The 19,538-nt window shown below is 45.7% G+C and carries 21 protein-coding genes; 16 read left to right on the forward strand and 5 right to left on the reverse strand.

From position 1 onward, the window contains the following. Positions 1-50 precede the first annotated feature (50 nt). From ccoS to BC643_RS08755, 16 genes are all read left to right on the forward strand, one after another. The gene (ccoS, locus tag BC643_RS08680) at positions 51-251 is read left to right on the forward strand and encodes a cbb3-type cytochrome oxidase assembly protein CcoS (protein ID WP_120272714.1); all 201 of its coding nucleotides are present in this window, start codon (positions 51-53) and stop codon (positions 249-251) included. Positions 252-265: 14 nt separating this feature from the next. Further along, the gene (gene ccoN, locus BC643_RS08685) at positions 266-2,410 is read left to right on the forward strand and encodes a cytochrome-c oxidase, cbb3-type subunit I (RefSeq protein WP_120272715.1); all 2,145 of its coding nucleotides are present in this window, start codon (positions 266-268) and stop codon (positions 2,408-2,410) included. A gap of 3 nt (positions 2,411-2,413) precedes the next feature. After that, a complete protein-coding gene (locus BC643_RS08690) occupies positions 2,414-2,611 on the forward strand; it encodes a CcoQ/FixQ family Cbb3-type cytochrome c oxidase assembly chaperone (protein ID WP_120272716.1) in 198 nt (65 codons plus the stop codon). After that, on the forward strand, positions 2,608-3,213 hold the full coding sequence (locus tag BC643_RS08695; protein WP_120272717.1) for a cbb3-type cytochrome c oxidase N-terminal domain-containing protein: 606 nt from the start codon (positions 2,608-2,610) through the stop codon (positions 3,211-3,213). Before BC643_RS08690 ends, BC643_RS08695 begins: the two co-directional genes overlap by 4 nt. A gap of 58 nt (positions 3,214-3,271) precedes the next feature. Further along, the gene (ccoG, locus tag BC643_RS08700; protein WP_120272718.1) at positions 3,272-4,687 is read left to right on the forward strand and encodes a cytochrome c oxidase accessory protein CcoG; all 1,416 of its coding nucleotides are present in this window, start codon (positions 3,272-3,274) and stop codon (positions 4,685-4,687) included. 12 nt (positions 4,688-4,699) lie between these two features. Next, positions 4,700-5,143, forward strand: coding sequence for a FixH family protein (locus BC643_RS08705; RefSeq protein WP_120272719.1), 444 nt, complete (start codon positions 4,700-4,702; stop codon positions 5,141-5,143). Next, positions 5,140-5,865 carry a sulfite exporter TauE/SafE family protein gene (locus BC643_RS08710; protein WP_120272720.1) on the forward strand — a complete coding sequence of 242 codons (726 nt, stop codon included), beginning with the start codon at positions 5,140-5,142 and terminating at the stop codon, positions 5,863-5,865. The genes BC643_RS08705 and BC643_RS08710 overlap by 4 nt, the downstream gene beginning before the upstream one ends. 188 nt (positions 5,866-6,053) lie before the next feature. Continuing rightward, positions 6,054-6,857 carry an SCO family protein gene (locus BC643_RS08715; RefSeq protein WP_120272721.1) on the forward strand — a complete coding sequence of 268 codons (804 nt, stop codon included), beginning with the start codon at positions 6,054-6,056 and terminating at the stop codon, positions 6,855-6,857. 15 nt (positions 6,858-6,872) lie between these two features. Beyond that, on the forward strand, positions 6,873-8,486 hold the full coding sequence (locus BC643_RS08720; RefSeq protein WP_120272722.1) for a cytochrome c oxidase subunit I: 1,614 nt from the start codon (positions 6,873-6,875) through the stop codon (positions 8,484-8,486). A gap of 11 nt (positions 8,487-8,497) precedes the next feature. Continuing rightward, a complete protein-coding gene (locus BC643_RS08725) occupies positions 8,498-9,115 on the forward strand; it encodes a cytochrome c oxidase subunit 3 family protein (RefSeq protein WP_120272723.1) in 618 nt (205 codons plus the stop codon). Positions 9,116-9,134: 19 nt separating this feature from the next. Next, positions 9,135-9,419, forward strand: coding sequence for a cytochrome C oxidase subunit IV family protein (locus BC643_RS08730; protein ID WP_120272724.1), 285 nt, complete (start codon positions 9,135-9,137; stop codon positions 9,417-9,419). Between the two features lie 5 nt (positions 9,420-9,424). Continuing rightward, a complete protein-coding gene (gene coxB, locus BC643_RS08735) occupies positions 9,425-10,369 on the forward strand; it encodes a cytochrome c oxidase subunit II (protein WP_120272725.1) in 945 nt (314 codons plus the stop codon). After that, positions 10,366-11,244 carry a protoheme IX farnesyltransferase gene (locus BC643_RS08740; RefSeq protein ID WP_170154503.1) on the forward strand — a complete coding sequence of 293 codons (879 nt, stop codon included), beginning with the start codon at positions 10,366-10,368 and terminating at the stop codon, positions 11,242-11,244. The genes coxB and BC643_RS08740 overlap by 4 nt, the downstream gene beginning before the upstream one ends. Positions 11,245-11,311: 67 nt before the next feature. Beyond that, the gene (locus tag BC643_RS08745) at positions 11,312-11,791 is read left to right on the forward strand and encodes a DUF302 domain-containing protein (RefSeq protein ID WP_120272727.1); all 480 of its coding nucleotides are present in this window, start codon (positions 11,312-11,314) and stop codon (positions 11,789-11,791) included. 74 nt (positions 11,792-11,865) lie between these two features. Then, positions 11,866-12,183 carry a cation transporter gene (locus BC643_RS23515; RefSeq protein ID WP_211338017.1) on the forward strand — a complete coding sequence of 106 codons (318 nt, stop codon included), beginning with the start codon at positions 11,866-11,868 and terminating at the stop codon, positions 12,181-12,183. A gap of 160 nt (positions 12,184-12,343) precedes the next feature. Next, on the forward strand, positions 12,344-12,736 hold the full coding sequence (locus BC643_RS08755) for a carboxypeptidase-like regulatory domain-containing protein (protein WP_120272728.1): 393 nt from the start codon (positions 12,344-12,346) through the stop codon (positions 12,734-12,736). Positions 12,737-12,813: 77 nt separating this feature from the next. Here the strand turns inward: BC643_RS08755 and BC643_RS08760 are convergent, their stop codons facing one another. From BC643_RS08760 to BC643_RS08780, 5 genes are read right to left on the reverse strand one after another with little or no spacing between them, the layout of a single operon-like run. Then, positions 12,814-13,977 (reverse strand): quinol:cytochrome C oxidoreductase, encoded by a 1,164-nt coding sequence (locus BC643_RS08760; protein ID WP_120272729.1) that lies wholly within the window; start codon positions 13,975-13,977, stop codon positions 12,814-12,816. Positions 13,978-14,002: 25 nt separating this feature from the next. Then, positions 14,003-14,569: a c-type cytochrome gene (locus BC643_RS08765; protein WP_120272730.1), complete on the reverse strand. Its 567-nt coding sequence runs from the start codon at positions 14,567-14,569 to the stop codon at positions 14,003-14,005. 38 nt (positions 14,570-14,607) lie between these two features. Further along, a complete protein-coding gene (locus tag BC643_RS08770) occupies positions 14,608-15,099 on the reverse strand; it encodes a DUF3341 domain-containing protein (RefSeq protein ID WP_120272731.1) in 492 nt (163 codons plus the stop codon). Between the two features lie 3 nt (positions 15,100-15,102). Then, positions 15,103-16,476 (reverse strand): NrfD/PsrC family molybdoenzyme membrane anchor subunit, encoded by a 1,374-nt coding sequence (gene nrfD, locus BC643_RS08775; RefSeq protein ID WP_120272732.1) that lies wholly within the window; start codon positions 16,474-16,476, stop codon positions 15,103-15,105. Positions 16,477-16,499: 23 nt separating this feature from the next. Next, positions 16,500-19,442 carry a TAT-variant-translocated molybdopterin oxidoreductase gene (locus BC643_RS08780; protein WP_120272733.1) on the reverse strand — a complete coding sequence of 981 codons (2,943 nt, stop codon included), beginning with the start codon at positions 19,440-19,442 and terminating at the stop codon, positions 16,500-16,502. Positions 19,443-19,538 lie beyond the last annotated feature (96 nt).

The following is a 19,538-nucleotide window of genomic DNA, read 5'->3' on the forward strand; positions in this document are numbered from 1 at the left end:
CAAAGTTTTTAACGAACCCAAAAATCATTAACTAACCAGCAAACCGGATTATGTCAGTACTATTCGTTTTAGTCATCATTGGTATTCTCGTTGCATCCGTTTTCCTGATTGCTTTTATTTGGGCTGTCCGCTCCGGACAATTTGATGACACCTACACGCCTTCCATCCGCATATTATTTGACGACCATATTTCATCCCCAACAACGGATGAACCCCAAAATGAATTAAAATCGAAACCAAAATCTACCTGAAAAACGATTGACTTATGGAATTAGAGAAGTTTATGTATGACAACAAAATTACCCGCAATTTTGCTGTAGCAACTGTTGTATGGGGAGTTGTAGGATTGTTGATGGGCTTGATTGTTGCCCTGCAAATATTTATCCCGGCGATGAACTTCAACCTGGAGTTCACCACTTTCGGACGCACCCGCCCGTTACACACCAACGCCGCTATTTTTGCGTTTGTCGGAAACGCCATTTTCACAGCTGTTTATTATTCCATGCAGCGATTGCTGAAAACACGCATGTTCAGCGACCTGCTCGGAAAAATTCACTTTTGGGGATGGCAGCTGATTATTGTTTCAGCGGCACTAACATTATTGGCCGGCTACACATCCGGTAAAGAATATGCGGAGCTGGAATGGCCGATTGACCTGGCAATTACAATTGTTTGGGTAGTCTTCGGGATCAACATGTTCGGAACTTTGCTCATCCGGCGCACCAGCCATATTTACGTGGCTATTTGGTTTTACATTGCCACCTGGGTGACTGTTGCGGTTTTGCACATTGTCAACTCCATCGAAATTCCATTCAGTGCTTTAAAATCGTACCCGGTTTATGCCGGCGTTCAGGACGCTTTGGTTCAGTGGTGGTATGGTCACAACGCGGTGGCTTTCTTCCTCACAACGCCATTTCTGGGGCTGATGTACTACTTTGTACCGAAAGCTGCCAACCGGCCAATCTACTCCTATAAACTTTCAATCGTACACTTCTGGTCTCTCATTTTCATCTACATTTGGGCGGGACCACACCACTTGCTATATACCTCGCTGCCAAACTGGCTGCAGGCACTCGGAACAACATTCTCCATCATGCTGATCGCTCCAAGTTGGGGAGGTATGATAAATGGCTTGCTCACGTTGCGGGGTGCCTGGGACAATGTTCGCCGTGACCCGATTCTGAAAATGTTTGTCGTGGGGATTACCGCTTACGGTATGGCGACCTTCGAGGGCCCGATGCTTTCGTTGAAAACTGTAAATGCCATCAGCCACTATACCGACTGGACCATTGGACACGTTCACATTGGTGCCCTGGGCTGGAACGGTTTGCTCACATTCGGTATGCTTTACTGGTTGATTCCGCGCTTGTACAATACCAAACTTTGGTCGACAAAATTGGCGAACGTACATTTCTGGCTAGCCACACTCGCTATTATTTTTTATGCCGTGCCGTTGTACATCGGCGGCATCACACAGGCCCTGATGTGGAAACAATTCACACCAGACGGCTTCCTGATATATCCGAACTTCCTGGAGACAGTCACTCAGCTGATCCCGATGTATGCGATTCGCGCGTTTGGCGGAGCACTATATGTTACCGGTATGCTGCTGGCCGTATTCAACATCGTCAAAACAGCACAAGCCGGCACCTTCCTGAAAGAAGAACCGGGCGAAGCCCCGGCACTGACAACACAGGAGATGCCCAAACAGGCGAGCGAAAGCTGGCACGGATTTTTGGAGCGCAAACCAATTCGTTTCCTCATCTTCGCCACAATTGCCATCCTGATTGGTGGTATTTTCGAAATCGTTCCGACTTACCTTGTGAAATCCAACATCTCGACTATTTCGAGCGTGCAACCATACACCCCGCTCGAATTGCAGGGTCGCGATATTTACGTGAAGGAAGGTTGTTACAACTGTCACTCGCAAATGATTCGCCCGTTCCGGTCCGAAGTTGAGCGTTACGGCGAGTATTCCAAAGCGGGCGAGTTTGTTTACGATCACCCCTTCCAGTTTGGCTCGAAACGAACCGGTCCTGATCTGGCTCGCGAGGGAGTGAAAACCGGCAAGATTTACAAGCCCAATGCCTGGCATTACAACCACTTCATTGATCCGCAAAAGATGAATGAAGCGTCGATCATGCCGCCGTATCCATGGCTCGCTGAGAAAGACATCGACCTTTCATCAACGGCTGCCAAAATTCGGGTCATGAAAAAGCTGGGCGTTCCGTATCCCGACAATTACGAGCAACAAGCCAACGAGGATCTGAAAGCACAGGCTGAGGAAATTGCCCAAAACCTTCGCGAAGCGGGCATTAAAACGGAGAGTACCAAAGAAATTATTGCACTCATTGCATACATCCAACGGTTAGGAACCGACATCATGACTCCTGAACCGACAAACGAATAAACTATGTGGAAAGAGCAGCTAAGTAATATTGAGCATGTTGAATTTTATGCCATCATCGGCTTCTTTATCTTTTTCGTCTTCTTTGTATTGATTACGATTCACACGATGAAAATGGATAAAAGCAGAACCCAGGCCTATGGCAACCTTCCACTGGATGAAGAGGACCAAAACCAAGTTGAACAGCAAAATTTCACTTTATGACAACCCAAAACAAAAAACAACAAGAATACGACGATCTTACACAGATAAAATACATTGGAGGCCACGACTATGACGGCATCCGCGAATTAGACAACCGCCTGCCACCCTGGTTGAAGTACCTGTTTTATCTGAGTATTGTTTTTTCGGTTTCTTACTTAATGCTGGTCTTTGTTTTTGAAGATGACAGTGTGATCCAGGAAAAAGAATACCAAAAAGAAATGGCCGCGGTGCACCAGGCCGAAGAGCAGGAAGCCGAGGCTGCCCCGGTTGAAAAGAAAGAGCGCACCAGAGAAGAAATGGTCGCCGCGGGACAGGTTACTTTCGAGAAAATCTGTTCGGTTTGCCACGGTAAATTTGGCGAAGGTTTGGTTGGTCCAAACATGACCGACGAATACTGGATTCACGGCGGAAGCTTTGAAAACATGAAAGAAGTTGTATTGAACGGTGTGATTGAGAAAGGGATGATTTCGTATAAAAATCAGCTTTCGAATCAGCAAATCGACGATGTACTGACCTATATCGAAAGTTTGCAAGGAACCAACCCGCCGAACCCGAAAGCACCGCAGGGCGAGAAATACTTTCCCGAAGAGACCACAGAATAACCGGTCGAAACCTGCCGGAGAGTCCATCGAAAAAACAACCAAAAAACCAGAATCAGTAATGGAGTCAAACCAAAAACCGGATCATATTCAGGATTTAACCTTTCGCGACCGAATGGCAACGGTCGACAAGGAAGGAAAGCGGGTTTGGGTTTTCCCCAAAATGCCAAAAGGAAAGTTCACGAATTACCGACGGATTGTCGCTTATTTTCTACTGGCCTTTTTCTACCTGGCGCCACACATCAAACTGAACGGCGATCCGTTGATTTTTTTAAACTTTCTGGATCGTCGCTTCGTGCTGTTGGGCCAGACGTTTTACCCGCAGGATTTCCATTTACTGGTTTTGTCATTCATCACCTTGCTGGTTTTCATCATCCTGTTTACCGTAGTTTACGGCCGCATCTTTTGCGGATGGGCATGCCCGCAAACCGTTTTCATGGAATTCCTCTACCGACCGATTGAATACCTGATTGATGGCGACCGCAATAAACAACGAGAATTGGCGCGGCAGGAAATGAATGTCCCGAAACTACTTAAACGCATTGCCAAACACACCATTTTTGTATTCATCTCCTTTTTTACGGTACTAACATTTTTGTCCTACATTATAGGCTGGCCTCAAGTTCGCATTCTTTTAGCGGGATGGCCGTTTCAAAACTTTGCGGGCTTCCTGGGAGTTGCAGCATTTACAGGGGCACATTACTTTGTTTTTGCCTGGTTCCGCGAGCAAGTATGCTCTCTGGTTTGTCCATACGGCCGGTTGCAGGGTGTGATGCTCGAGCAAAACTCCATCGTAGTTGCGTATGACTACATTCGAGGCGAACCACGGGGGCGAGGTAAAAATGAAGAAAAGGGAGATTGCATCGACTGCAAACGTTGTGTTGACGTTTGCCCAACGGGAATTGACATTCGCAACGGAACACAGTTGGAGTGTATCAACTGCACCGCTTGTATCGACGCCTGCGCTTCGGTGATGTACACCGTCAACAAGCCCAAAGGTTTAATTCGCTACGCCTCGGAAAGATCGATTTCGGAAAAGAAAAAGGAAGTAATGAATGCACGGGCCATTGCCTACTCGGTTGTGCTCGTCATTTTACTGGGTGTTGCCAGCTTTGCTTTTATGAACCGCGACGATGTTGAAACAACCATCGTTCGCACACAGGGCACACTCTTCCAGCAATACGGAGACGATGCGTTGAGCAACCTGTACGACCTGCAGATGATCAACAAATCATCGGGTAAAATTACGATGGATCTGAAATTACTGGAACCTGAAGGCGAAGTAAAAATACCCGGCGATTCGCTGATTTTGGACAAAGGAGAAGTGATCAAACGAAATGTGTTGATCATTCTGCCAAAATCAGAATTGAAGAGCTCGAACACGCATGTCATCATCGGCGTTTACCGCGAAGGACAGCAAGTGGAACAAATAAGCTCCAGCTTTGTGGGGCCGAACTCATTGGATGTAAAAAAATAACAGGGATAGGATATGAAACTCAATTGGGGAACCGGAATTGTTATTGCACTATCGATCATGGTGATCGGCATGTTGACGCTAGTCTACATTGCCACTCGCCAGGACTATTTTTTGGTTGAAAAGGACTATTACCAAAAGGGGATCAACTACCAGTCGCAGATCGACCGCATAAACAACCTGAACAAGCTTCGCGAAAAGCCTGAACTAATCCAGGAAGGGCAAAGTTTGAAGTTGCAGTTACCGGCTTGGTTTCAAAATAAGACAATCGAAGGAGAAATATTGATTTACAGCCCTGTTGATGAGAAGCTGGATAAAACCACAGCGATAAAACTGAATGAATCGCTGCAGCAAACGATATCGCTTCAGGGTACAAAACCGGGGCGTTACACCGTGAAGCTCGACTGGCAAGCAGATAGCACGCCTTACTATTGGGAACATCAAATTACAGTAGAATGACATTTGACCTGATTACACCGCTTACAATTGGCCTTATCGGCAGCTTTCACTGCATTGGCATGTGTGGCCCAATTGCTGTTGCCCTACCGCTGAAAGAACACAGCTGGATGACCAAAATTACCGGCGGACTCCTGTACAATGCGGGGCGCACGATGACCTACGCGGTAATGGGCCTGCTGTTTGGGCTGCTAGGACAGGGCATCCACATGGCTGGATTTCAGCAATGGGCATCAATCCTGCTGGGGATTGCCTTGATCATCAGTGTGCTGTTCCCATACTTTTTCAAGCAAAAATTAAACTTTACAAGCTTGGTCAGTGGCTATGCCGGTCGTTTAGTCAACAACCTCCGGAAGTACTTCAACCAAAGAAGCTACTCATCCCTGCTATTGATTGGTCTTTTGAACGGACTGCTACCATGCGGATTGGTTTATGTGGCCATTGCCGGAGCAATCAATACAAGCAGTATCGCAAACGGCGCCTTGTTCATGGCCTTCTTCGGCCTGGGAACAATCCCCATGATGCTGGTCGTTTCGCTATCGGGAAATGCCATCGGAAGCGGACTAAGGTCCAAAATACGGCAGGTTGTCCCCTACTTTGTTTTCTTGCTGGGTGTGCTGTTTATCCTGCGGGGAATGGCACTTGGCATTCCGTACATTAGTCCAAAAGCAGAGAAACTTGAACTCCATACAGAACAGGTAGATCAAGGAAGCTGCTGTCCTTAAAACCAATTTGAATAATCGATTTTAAACCTATAATACTTAACCAATTGACCATTCAGGAAAACGAAACAGCTTAATTTCAAAAAAAAGTCACTTTTATAGCAGTTGGGGTAAACATTCAACATACTTTTTGGTTTTTTATTCTGAAATTAAAAGAGGTCGATTTAACTGGAGCAAAACCAATATTCTTTATGATTGGAACAAAACAACTAAACACTAAACTAATTACCGGATTTTTTCTGTTTTTACTGATTTTACCTGCCTTTGCGCAAAATGTAACGTTCGATGGTCAAAATAATGACCCGGAAATTGGCATTGTGGAACATCTGGATGAATTTATCCCAACCGACATTTACCTGCTTGATGAAGATTCGCAAAAAGTCGTATTGACTGATCTGATCGATAAACCAACGGTTATCAACTTTGTGTACTACCGTTGCCCCGGCATTTGCAGTCCGCTGATGGAGGGACTGGCTGAAGTGATGGACAAATCGGATTTGGTTCCCGGCGTGGATTACCAGGTCCTGACGATCAGCTTCGATCCAACAGAGACTATCGATTTGGCGATCCGCAAAAAAACAAATTACCTGAACCTGGTTACCAAAAAAGAACAAATAGCCAAGGGGTGGCATTTCTTTGTTGCCGACAGTGCGAGCATCGCAAAAGCCACCAACGCAACCGGCTTCAAATACAAACGCCAGGGGAACGATTTCCTGCACGCTGCATCGGTTACCGTTGTTAGCCCAAAAGGGAAAATAACCCGCTATCTGAATGGCCTTTACTTTTTACCATTCGAGTTTAAGATGGCGATTGTTGAAGCCAATAAAGGCCAGTCTGCACCAACGATTAACAAGATTCTGCAATTCTGTTACTCGTACGATCCGGTTGGCCAGACTTATGTACTGAACGTCACAAAAATAGCGGGAACACTGATCCTGTTTATTGCACTGCTTATATTCCTATACCTGATTTTTAAACCTAAGAAGAAGAAATAACAAACAACCTAATCTATGCAAGCAAGTTCACAAATACCCCACGACGTCAATTACCTGGATTACAAGGGTAAGTACAAAGGGTTGCTGAGTTGGATTTTATCGACCGACCACAAGCGAATTGCCCTGCTGTACATGTTTTCAATGATGACATTGTTCATGGTGGGCGTTTGTCTCGGTTTGGCGATGAAACTGGAGTTGATTGCTCCGGGAAAAACCATCATGGGACCGCAAGACTACAACGCCGTTTTCACCGTTCACGGTGTAATCATGATTTTCATGATCGTGATTCCGGGTTTACCGGCTGTGTTTGGTAACTTTTTACTGCCGATCATGATCGGTGCCAAAGACGTTGCCTTCCCTAAACTGAATTTATTTTCGTGGTATGTCTATATCGCCGGAGCCGTTCTGGTTATCAGCTCCGTGCTTTTCGGAGACGGTACACCCGACACCGGATGGACATTCTACGCACCTTATAGTTTTAAAACGGGTACCAACATGCTGCCGGCAATCTTCGGTGCGTTTGTGCTTGGTTTCTCATCCATCCTGACAGGATTGAACTTCATTGTCACCATTCACCGCCTTCGTGCTCCGGGAATGACCTGGCGGAAACTTCCGCTGTTCCCATGGACGCTTTACGGTACAGCATGGATCCAATTGCTGGCAACACCTGTTGTTGGAATTACCTTGTTACTTGTTTCGCTGGAACGCCTTTTCGGCATTGGTGTATTCGATCCTGCTTTGGGCGGCGACCCGGTTCTCTACCAACACTTGTTCTGGATCTACTCACACCCCGCCGTGTACATCATGATTTTACCGGCAATGGGTGCTATTTCTGAGATCATCCCGACTTTCTCACAGAAACATGTTTTCGGCTATAACGCCATTGTCGTTTCAACATTGGCGATCGCTTTTGTCGGCTATTTCGTGTGGGGACACCACATGTTTACAGCCGGTATGAGCGGAACCGCACAATATACCTTCTCGATTCTGACCTTCCTGGTTGCCATTCCCAGTGCGATTAAAGTATTCAACTGGATCTCGACCATGTACAAAGGTTCCATCTCGTTGGAAACCCCGTTCTATTGGGCTGTTTCTTTCATTTTCGTATTCATGATCGGCGGTTTGTCGGGCCTTGTTTTAGGAGCTTTGGCGACTGATGTTTATGTGCACGACACTGCCTTTGTGGTTGCCCACTTCCACTTCATCGTTTTTGGTGGTGTTGGCTTTTCATTCTTTGCGGCAATCCACTACTGGTTCCCGAAAATGTTTGGCCGCATGTACGATAAAACCTGGGCAAACGTCGGCTGGATCTTCTTTTTCATTGGCTTCCTGGCCTTGTACACGCCGATGTTCTACCTTGGCCTGCAAGGGATGCCACGCCGTTACTACGATTACCTGGAGCAATTCCATTCTGCCAATATTTTGTCAACGCTTGGTTCATGGGTCATGACCTTTGGACTCGTAATCACTGTAATCAACCTGTTCCGCTCGGCTAAAATTGGAGAGATTGCGCCCGCCAACCCCTGGAATGGCAAGACCCTGGAATGGACAGTTCCTTCACCCCCTCCTGTTGAAAACTTTGATGTTATCCCTGTTTACGAAGAACAAGACGGACCTTACGAATACTAAAACTAAAACCTATGTCACAAGCAATTCACCATGATGAACACTACGATGCTGAGGGGTCGAAAATAGGGATGTGGCTCTTTATTTTCACGGAACTCCTGCTATTTGGCGGCCTCTTCATCATTTACTCGGTATATCGCTATATGAACCCGGATGCTTTCCACCTGGCAGCAGAAGAGCTGAACAGGACGGTTGGTAGCATCAACACGATTATCCTTCTGATCAGTAGTATGACAATCGCCATGTCGACATCGGCGTTGCAAAAAGGTCAGAAAGGAACAACGATACTTTTATTGGAAATAACCTTCATGCTGGGATTAATCTTCCTGGTTAACAAATATTTTGAATGGGGTGTGAAGTTTGACCACGGCATTTTTCCGGGCTCACAACACATGCTGGATACACTCAGTCAGGGTGAAATCCTGTTCTTTGGCTTGTACTTTGCCATGACGGGTTTGCACGCCATCCACATCATTGTTGGGATGATTGTGATTGGCTTCGCTTTGGCCGGCGTTTCAAAAGGAAAAGTTCATGCCGATCGGTCGGCACTGCTCGAAAATGCTGGTTTGTACTGGCACTTGGTCGACTTAATCTGGATCTTCCTGTTCCCGCTATTCTACCTCATTCATTAACCGTCAAAACAGAAATACGATGGAAAACGAAAAACATCATATCGTTCCGTACCGCACCTATTTCTATATATTGGCAGCATTGTTGGTTTTCACATTGTTATCAATTGAAGTGACAAGTATTGAATTAGGTGGTCTGACAGTGGCTGCAGCTTTGCTCTTTGCATCGTTGAAATCTTTCCTGGTGCTGACCTATTTTATGCACCTGAAGTTCGACAAGCCGTACATCCGCATCATGGTCGTGTTTGTACTCATGATCTTCCTGGCAGTTATTATCATCACCTTTTTTGACTACTTTTTCAGATAAAGACTATGTATATATTAGCAACAACACAGGCCTCGAATTTTGTGTCCGGCGTCGACCGGGCATTCCTGATCATTTTGAGTGTTTGCTTCTTCTTTTTGATTGGGCTTACAGTTACAATGATCTACTTCATATTCCGTTACAACAAGAAACGGAACCCGCAGGCCACACAAATTAAAGGAAGTACCACGCTGGAAATAATATGGACAGGTATTCCGTTGATTCTCGTCTTGATTATGTTCTACTATGGGTGGGCTGGTTGGGCGCCGATGAAAAAAGCGCCGGAAGACAGTTTTCAAATTGACGTTGTCGCCCGCATGTGGAACTTCACCTTTCAATACGAAAACGGTAAAAAAACAGATACCCTGTTCGTTCCAATGAATAGACCGGTGAAATTGAATCTCAATTCCATGGACGTCATCCACTCGCTTTACATTCCGGCATTCCGGGTAAAAGAGGATGTGGTTCCGGGACGTGAGAAATTCCTCTGGTTTATTCCGGAGAAAGAAGGAGTTTATGAATTATTCTGTACCGAATACTGCGGTTTGCAACACTCTTACATGTACAATTGGGTGAAAACCATGCCGCAGGAAGACTTCGACAAGTGGTACACCGACACAACGGCACAGGTTGCATCGGCAAAAGTCGATTCGCCGACCGCTGCCGGAAAACGGATCATGACCAACATCGGGTGCTTTGCCTGCCACACCATTGATGGCAACAAACTGGTAGGCCCAACCTTTAAAGGTTTGTATGGCCACGAGGTAACCGTGAAGGCTGGTGGAGAAACCAAAACCGTTGTCGCGGATGACGAATACATTAAAAAGTCTATCTTAGACCCGAATTCGGAAATCGTTGACGGCTTCAACAAAGGTTTGATGCAATCTTACCAGGGCCAGCTCAGCGACACCGAGATCTCTCAGATTATTGAATACATTAAAACATTGAAGTGAGTAAAAACAGTATTCGCGACTATATTAAAATCGTTCTTGAACTGGGCAAAGCGCGTATCTCTTTGCCCGTTGCTTTATCTGCACTAACCGGTTACGTTTTATTTTCCGGTTCAATTGGCTCCCCTGGCTGGTATCTTTTCGCTGGTGTCTTCCTGGTTTCGTGTAGCTCGGGAGCTATCAATCACTGGCAGGAATACAAAACCGACGCGATGATGCCGCGTACCAAAAACAGGCCAATACCGTCGGGCAAGGTTTCTCCGTCGTTTGCCTTGATTGTTGCTATCGCTTATTTCGTTGCCGGCAGCATTATTCTCGGGATGCATTTCTCGATTGCGGCCTGGGCTGCAGCAGTGGTAACCTTAGCCTCCTACAACGGTCTTTACACCCCATTGAAAAAAGTTACTGCTTTCGCAGTGGTGCCTGGTTCGTTGGTTGGTGCGCTTCCGCCCTACATTGGCTGGCTGGCTGCCGGTGGATCGATTACCAGTCCGCTAATCTTTTTGGTGGCTTCTTTCTTCTTTATCGGGCAGATTCCACACTTCTGGTTGTTGCTGCTCATGTTCGGAAAAGAATACAGTTTGGCCGGTTATCCGAGTTTACATGCGATCTTCTCCGAGAATCAAATCAAACGTTTAAGCTACACCTGGATATTGGCAACTATCGGTTCTGCCCTGCTAATCGCGTTAAAAGTATTTATCGGGCGGACAACCATGTTCATCCTGATGTTCTACATCTTTTACCTGCTATTCTCGTCGACTATTGAAATATTCGCTAAAAAGGACCTGCGGGTGCGACCTACGTTTTTCAAACTCAATTTTTTATACCTGTTTATGATGATCGCTTTGATCGTGGACAGTATTTTTCACCGCTCCTGAACACAATTCAGAATAACTTGTTCTTTGGGATAGAAACATCCAGATTATTACATATATTGTTTGGACAATGAAAAAGACAAGTGTTATGTTTTTAGCAGGTATTATCACAGGAATTCTAATCAGCCTGGGGCTGGTTTTCCTATTGGCTCCCAAACTGATGTTTTCAGTTAGTGAAAGTAAATACGACTTTGCGACAACCAAAGCATTAATTGAAAAGGCAACGCCGGAAAATAAATGGAGCATGCCGCACCAGTACGATCTGCAGGCAACCATGAAAAAGCACGGTTTTGACGTTAAAGCCGTAACCGTATACTCGATTTGCAAGCCAGATATTGCTGTCAAAATACTTGGGGCCGACGATAATCGTCACATCTCGGCAATGATGCCCTGCCGGATTGCCATTTACGAAAAAGCCGATGGCAAGACCTACATTGCCCGGATGAATGCAGGCTTACTTGCAAAACTATTGGGAAACGAGGTTAATGCCGTGATGGGAGATGCCGAGACCGGAAGTGAAAAAATACTGGAGCAAGTCATCAAAAAATAACCAGTAACGGTCTTACAAACAAACTAGCAACTCAAAACTTGAAACTCAAAACTCGAAACTTTAAATAACAAACCATGAAATTAAAAGCCATTCTACTAATCCTTGCCGTCGCCCTGTTTGCAGCTTGCTCAAACAGTGCCAAACAAGCAACTGAACCAACAGAAGAAGCGCCAGTAAAACCTGTTGAAGTTGTCTATCATGTTGAAGGCATGACTTGCGACCATTGCGAAGAAAGCATCCAAAAAGGAGTAACAGCACTCCCTGGTATTAGCCTGGTTGAAGCGAATCACGAAGATTCAACAACAAAGGTGATTTACGATCCTTCGAAGACCGATGAAAAAGCAATAGCTGAAGCAATCGCTCAACGAGGCTATACGGTGGTTCCGAACTGATCGTGCGGTCCAACGCCAAGATCAGAAAATCCTTCGTTACTCAAATCTTAAAAATATGAAAAGACCTGCCACTTGGTGGGTCTTTTTCGTTTTGCAATGAGGATGGTCTCCTTGAAAAATTGTAAATTGTAAAAGAAACAATTAAAACAGAAAACAAGCCATGAGAACAGCTCTTATTTTATTGAGCCTGCTGATCTTATCTGGCTCTTACAGTACAGCAGGCGAATCGAAAACAAGAAACATTACCGGTCAAATTGTTGACACCGAGACACGACAGCCACTCCCCGATGTCTCTGTCACACTGGACAATGGTAGTTTTGTATTGGGAACTTTAACAAATAGCAATGGGCAATTCACCCTTTGGAAAATTCCCAATAGTTGTAAAAACTTAGTGATTAGCGTTGATGGGTACCAATCAACGACCGTGAGTATCGAGCATATAAAAGACCTCAAGCGAGAAGACGGTACCTTGCTAATCAGTTTACAGGGCGAGAGACAGGCCGCGAAACAAATCAGCCTGAATGAAAAGGACAATGAAATCAAAAAAGATTGAATGTTTTGACAATATGCCCGAGCAAAAGAAAGGATCACGATATCGTGATCCTTTCTTTTGTTTTGAGATGTATTGAATTAAAAATGATGATGAACACTTTCTTCTATGTACGGATGGTTACGCGGGATTAAACTGGCTTTCGCCAGGTAAGTGATCACAACCAGCGTAAACAGTCCGACAAAGCCGAGCCAACTACCAATTTCCAACAAGCCAAATTTCGGTTCGTGAATGGTCGCGGGCCAGATTTCGTAATACAATTCAACATACTGACCTATCATCAGCAGTACAATCACCGGCACCATAACCATTTTACTGCGCGAATTACTTCGCGGCATCAGAAACAGGAACGGAATAAACCAGTTTAGAATGATGCTCGCGTAAAACAAAATTCCGAATGCCCCATGCCAGCGATGCACATAGTAAGAAGTTTCTTCGGGAATATTGCCGTACCAAATCAGCATAAACTGGGCAAAAGTGAAGTATCCCCAAACAATGGCCAACATGAACATGTAACGGGTGAAATCGTGCAAATGAGAACGATTAAGCACTTGCAAATAGCCATATTTGTGAAGGATAATAACGATCAAGGTAATCACTGCAGCACCGTGCTGAAACGCAGAAATAAACATCTTTGCGGCAAAAATAGTGCTAAACCAGTGAACCTGTAGCGACATCAACATATCGACCGAAAAGGCAGAAAAAGATACTGCAACTACAAATATGAAAATCCGCGACAAGTGTTCCGATTTCTGAAAATAAGCCAGGCCACCATCCGCATCTTCCTGCAATGAGACTTTCCGCATCCATTTGGTTAAAAAAATCCAGAGGCCAAAGAAAAGAACGATGCGAACAGCGAAAAACGGCAAATTCAAATACACAGATTTATGCTGAATCAAATGGTCTGTTGCGACTTCCTCCTCGTGCGACCATTCGTACAACGAATGTACACCGAAAAGTAGCAGGAGAAACAACACAGCAGCAAATGGTAAATAAGCAGCCATTGCTTCAGGGATCCGCTTAAAGGCTGCTGACCACCCCGCCTGCGCTATGTACTGAATGCTGATAAAGAACGCAGCTCCTACGGCGATAGACACGAAGTAGAAGTTATTGAGCAGGTAATTTGCCCATGCCCTTCCGGGATCGGTAAAAAAACCAAGAGCAAAGGAAACAATCCCAATAGCAATCAATCCGTAAGTGATTAACTTCAAATTCTTGGGTACTACAAACTTTTCGTCGATCATGATTATTTCGTTTTACCTGTTCAGACTAATTTTTTTGTAACTCATCGCGGATGTACAACACCGCTTTCCATCGATCATCCGGCGCCAGCATCGAACCGTGCTCAGCCATAATCCCCCATCCAACGGAGATGACGTGATAGATTTCGCCATCAGGAATGGTGCGGACTTTCTCCGAAAGCAAATTCGCCGGTGGATAGGAAAATTTTTTCGACGTGTACAACCGTCCTTGTCCATCTCCTTTATCACCGTGACAGCTCGAACAATAGATTGTAAACACTTCTTTCCCTCGTTCCAAATTGGCTGTTGTCGGCTCCAGCGGGTTGTGAAATGTCAAACCGGCTTTCACACGATCCTCGTCGGTCTTCTGAAACGGATAATGCATAAAGCCACGGGGTACAGTTCCCGCAATGGTCGGCTGCATACTTTTCCCGTCCTCGAAATTCGGGTTCGGCGTGTAAGTCTCGTAAGCCGGCGATTTGACCATATCGTCGAAGTACTGATAACCGGGGTTATTCCGATCGTGATCGCAGGAACTTGCTCCTGCAATAACGAGGATGGCGGTCAGTAATTTAATTCCTTTGTTCAGGTTCATATGTTGCTTTTTTGAGCAGATTCGTAATTATTGGCGACTTATTTGATGATCTCTGTCGCCCCGTTTTCCTTCAGTATTTTCTCAATCTCGGCTGCCTCGAATCCCGGTTCAGCCGACTTCAACACAATTACAAACTTATCGTTTGTGGCTCCGGGATGAACAATCTTTGCTGTCTTACCCGGAAATATTCTTGCTCGTGCAGAGAAAGTAAACAGCGTTGTAATGGTCACAATCAGGATGGTAGCGACAATTGTCACTACCAAAAATGATGGGAAGGTATTGAACGGCTTTCCACCGAAATTCAATGGCCAGCTGACTACGGCAGCGTAATACATTCCGCCCAAAACCGACAACGCACCGAACAAGCCATAGAAAAACGCAGCATGCGTAATGTGCGTCTTTTTGCCCATTCCTTCCAGTATTTCGTGAATGGGATACGGCGTATAAACCTCGTCGACTTTTACGCCTTTGGCTTTCACTTTCTCAAAAGCCTTCACCAAATCAAATTCGTTATCAAATACTCCTACCATGGCTTAATGATGTTCGTTAGGTTGCATTTCTTCATTAAACTTAGACACGCTCTTCACCTCAGAAACCGCAATCATTGGGATGTAGCGGAAGAACAGCAACACGCCCAGTGAAAACATCCCGAGTGTTCCAATAAAGAATCCGATCTCGATGATGGAAGGTGAATAACTTGCCCAGTTTGCTGGCAAATAGTTCTTCGTCAATGATGTGATGACGATGTTGAAACGCTCGTACCACATACCAATATTGATGAATATAGAGATGATGAACACAATCCATAATTTACTCCGCACCGTTTTGAACCAGAATAGCTGTGGAATCAAAGCATTGCAGGTAAACATCGCCCAGAACTGGAAGGCATATTCGCCCGTCACCCTGTTGTGGAAGAAGGTGTACATTTCGTAGGGAGATCCGGAATACCAGGCCATGAAAATCTCAGTCAGATAGGCTGTTCCCATGATCAAGGAGATAAATATCAAAATACGACAAACTGCATCAACGTGCGAGTCTGTGATAAAATCAGTCATATTATACAACTTTCGCATCAGAGTCACCAAGGTTAACACCATGGCGAAACCAGAGAAAATTGCCCCAACCACAAAGTATGGCGGGAAAATCGTGGTGTGCCATCCGGGTTCTACGGAAACGGCGAAGTCGGTTGATACGATCGAGTGAACCGAAACTACCAAAACGGCAGCGATACCACCCAACACGAAGCTCAGTGCTTCGAAGCGCAACCACTCTTTGGATGAGCCTGTCCATCCGAAAGCAAAGAAGCCATAAACAGCTTTTTTGATTTTCGACTTGGTGGTGTCGCGAATCGTCGCAAAGTCGGGCACCATACCGAAATACCAGAAACTAGCTGATATGAGCAAGTAGGCTGAAATCGCCACAAAGTCCCAAAACAGCGGTGAGTTAAAGTTCACCCACAACGGACCACGCGTGTTCGGGTATGGGAAAATGAAGAAGAACAACCAGGGACGCCCCATGTGCAACAACGGGAACAAACCGGCACAACCCACGGCGACAACGGTCATCGCTTCCGCTGCACGGTTGATAGCTGTCCGCCATTTTTGGCGCAAAATCAACAGGAAGATGGAGAAGGCTGTTCCGGCGTGTCCGATACCAATCCACCATACAAAGTTGATAATCGCCCATCCCCAACCGACGGTGTTGTTCACACCCCAGGTACCGATACCGGTCGAGATAGTCACGTATTTACAATACAATCCCCAACCGAACATGGCCGTGCTAATCGTCATGGCAATGTACCACCAACGGGGAGTTTTGGCATCTATCGGAGCCAGAATGTCCTGCGAAATCTTCGACAGTGACTTATTTCCGTCAATGAGCTTTCCTCTAATCGATGTCTTATACATAGGCTCTGGTTTATTTCGAATGATTAGGCTTTATTTCTGATTTTAGTTAAATATCCAACTGATGGCAACGTGTGTAACTCTTCAAGCAAATGATAATTCCGTTGATCCTTGAACAGTTTGTTGATCTTGCTTTCAGGGTTATTCAAATCGCCAAATACGATGGCACTACCAGGACATGATTGCTGACAAGCCGTTTTGATTTCACCATCATTTAGCATGCGGCCCGCCAACTTGGCTTCCAACTTTTTATCCTGAATCCGCTGAACACACATCGAGCATTTCTCAACGACCCCGCGAGAACGAACGGTTACGTCAGGATTCAGCACCATTCTGCCCAAATCATTATTTGCGTTATAATCGAACTTGTCGTTGTTCACATACTGGAACCAATTGAAACGACGCACCCGGTAAGGACAGTTGTTGATACAATATTTTGTTCCGACACAGCGGTTGTAAGCCATTTGGTTCAGACCTTCGGAACTGTGCGGAGTAGCAGCCACCGGACAAACGTTCTCACATGGCGCGTTGTCACAATGCTGACACATAACCGGTTGATGAGAAACCGTCGGATTAGCCGGATCACCGGAATAATAGCGGTCCACGCGAATCCAGTGCATAATGCGGCGATTCCGAACCTGCTCCTTCCCGATCACCTGAACATTATTCTCAGCCTGACAGGAAATGGCACAATTTCCGCAACCAGTGCACGAGTTCAAATCGATGGCCATACCCCAATGGTGCCCTTTGAATTCAATTTCTTTATAAAGTGTGACATGATGCTTTTCGCTTTCTTCATGGAATTCGTTGCCGGCATTCGGCTTCGCCAGGTACTCATCCAGGTTGGACTCGCGAACAATCGGGCGTCCTTCCATACTGTGGTGTGTCTGCGACAGCGCCAATGGGAAAGTTGCACCGGCTACGACATCCACCGAAGCATTCTCAATGCTGTATTTTCGCGAGCCATTTTCTGCCGACACGTAGCTGAAAAGATTCTTTCCAACACCATCACCAACTTTACCGGCATAAGTACGACCATATCCCAAAGCAACTGCGATGGTATCTTTGGCCTGGCCCGGCTGAATAAACACAGGCAATTCCAATCCGTTCACCGTGATCACACTCTCGTTTTCCAGTCCCTTTTCTTCGGCATAAGCCACAGGAACCGAAGCGTAATTATCCCAGCTGATTTTGGCAAGCGGGTCAGGCAATTCCTGCAACCAGGGATTGTTGGCATATTTTCCGTTCCCCAAAGCGATGCTCTCATAAAGAACCACTTCAAGACCCGATTTTGCAGCTGGCAATTTAGCGGCTGATGCAGCCAAACTGTCTCCATTGTATTCTGCCGTTTGCTCGCTTGCAGAACTGAATACACCTTTTTGAAGCGTATAATTCCAGAACAGGCGGAAATCAGCATATTCTGCTTGTTCCGGGTAGAAATCGCTTTCCCAGCTCGATTTGATGAAATCGCCGTAAGATGTCGAGTCTCCCGTCCACACCAACAGGCTTTCCTGAACATTTCTTGAATCGAACAACTTTGAAATTGTCGGTTGCGCCAAACTCAACTGCCCAACTTTCGGTTCCAGATCATTCCAGGATTCAAGATAATTGGGTTCCGGCAAAACATACTGACAAGCGCGAGCCGTTTCGTCTTTTCGTTCAGCAAAGGAAACCGACAATTTCAGGCTTCGAATTGCAGCTTCCAGTTCCGCACCGTTAGCCTGATCATAAACAGGATTTACACCCCACACCATCAATGCATCTACTTTACCAGCCAGGATATCGGCATTTAATGCAGCCATTTCTTCGTCCAGCCCTTTTTTCGTTAATAAGGCTGAATTCCATAAAATGGTTTCGCCGTAGTTTCCCAACAGTTGATTTATCGCGTTTACGAACAGCTGAATATTTTCGTCGTTGCTGCCTGAAATGACAATCGATTTCCCCTTTGCCGACAGCAGATCATCAGCCAATGCGCTGACATCAACAATAGCAGGCACACCCGAAATCTGTTCGCCACCTGTTTTAGCGGCAATAGCATTGTACAATGCCAGCACCATTCCCGCTTCTTCCGAAGGTTTTACAGGAAAGCGGACATCAGCATTTGAGCCAGTCAGCGACATGTGTGACTCGAGTTGGTAGTGGCGCAACATATCGCGCTGCCCGTCGTCCAGCCTACGAGCCGAAGTATATTGTTTGGTATATTCAACCGGAGACAACCAAGTTCCGAGGAAATCGGCGGCAAAACTCACCACCACTTTTGCTTTATCAAAACGGTAATCTGGAATCGCTCGCTGTCCGAAGCTTTTCATATTTGCATTGAGCATTCCGGACGCAGAGATCGCATCATATTGAATCCATTCCGTTCCGGGATATGCTTCCAGAAATTTTTGAATGACCTTTTTGGTAGAAGGAGAAATCACGGTTTGTGTCAGCAAAACCGAACGACCGCCAGCATCTGAAATTTCTTTCAAAGCTTTCGGAACTTCCAGGTCTGCATCAGCCCAGGTGATTGACTTACTTAAATTTTCAGGTCCTTTATTACGAGCACCATCATATAAATTGAGGATAGAAGCCTGAACACGCGCACTTGTACCCGACTGCGAAATCGGACTCAATTCATTCCCTTCAATTTTTATCGGTCGGCCATCGCGCACTTTAACAACAACGCTGCAATAATCGCCGGCATCGTAATAACTCGATGCATAGTAATTGGCTTTACCGGGTGTAATATCTTCAGGCTTTACTAAGTAAGGAATTGCCTTCTCCACCGGGCGTTTACAGCTCGCTGCAATTGATGCAGCCGCCAAACTAAAACCCAATGTTTTCAGAAAATCGCGACGCGAATTACCGCCATTGCCTCCTTCTGTTTTGTAAAGCAGGCTTTTTTGCTTGGCTTCTTCCCGGGCTTCCTGAATTCGTAAGGCCTTCGGATCTTGCAATTCTTCAAGGCTTCTCCAGTAGGTTTTCATTAAAAAGGTATTTAGTTTTTGTGTATTCAGTTAAGGTCTTCGACCTATAATCGTACGCTCTTTTTCATATTTTCGCCAAAAACGGCGGACCAAACT

The sequence above is a fragment of the Mangrovibacterium diazotrophicum genome (assembly GCF_003610535.1).
Classification (GTDB): domain Bacteria; phylum Bacteroidota; class Bacteroidia; order Bacteroidales; family Prolixibacteraceae; genus Mangrovibacterium; species Mangrovibacterium diazotrophicum.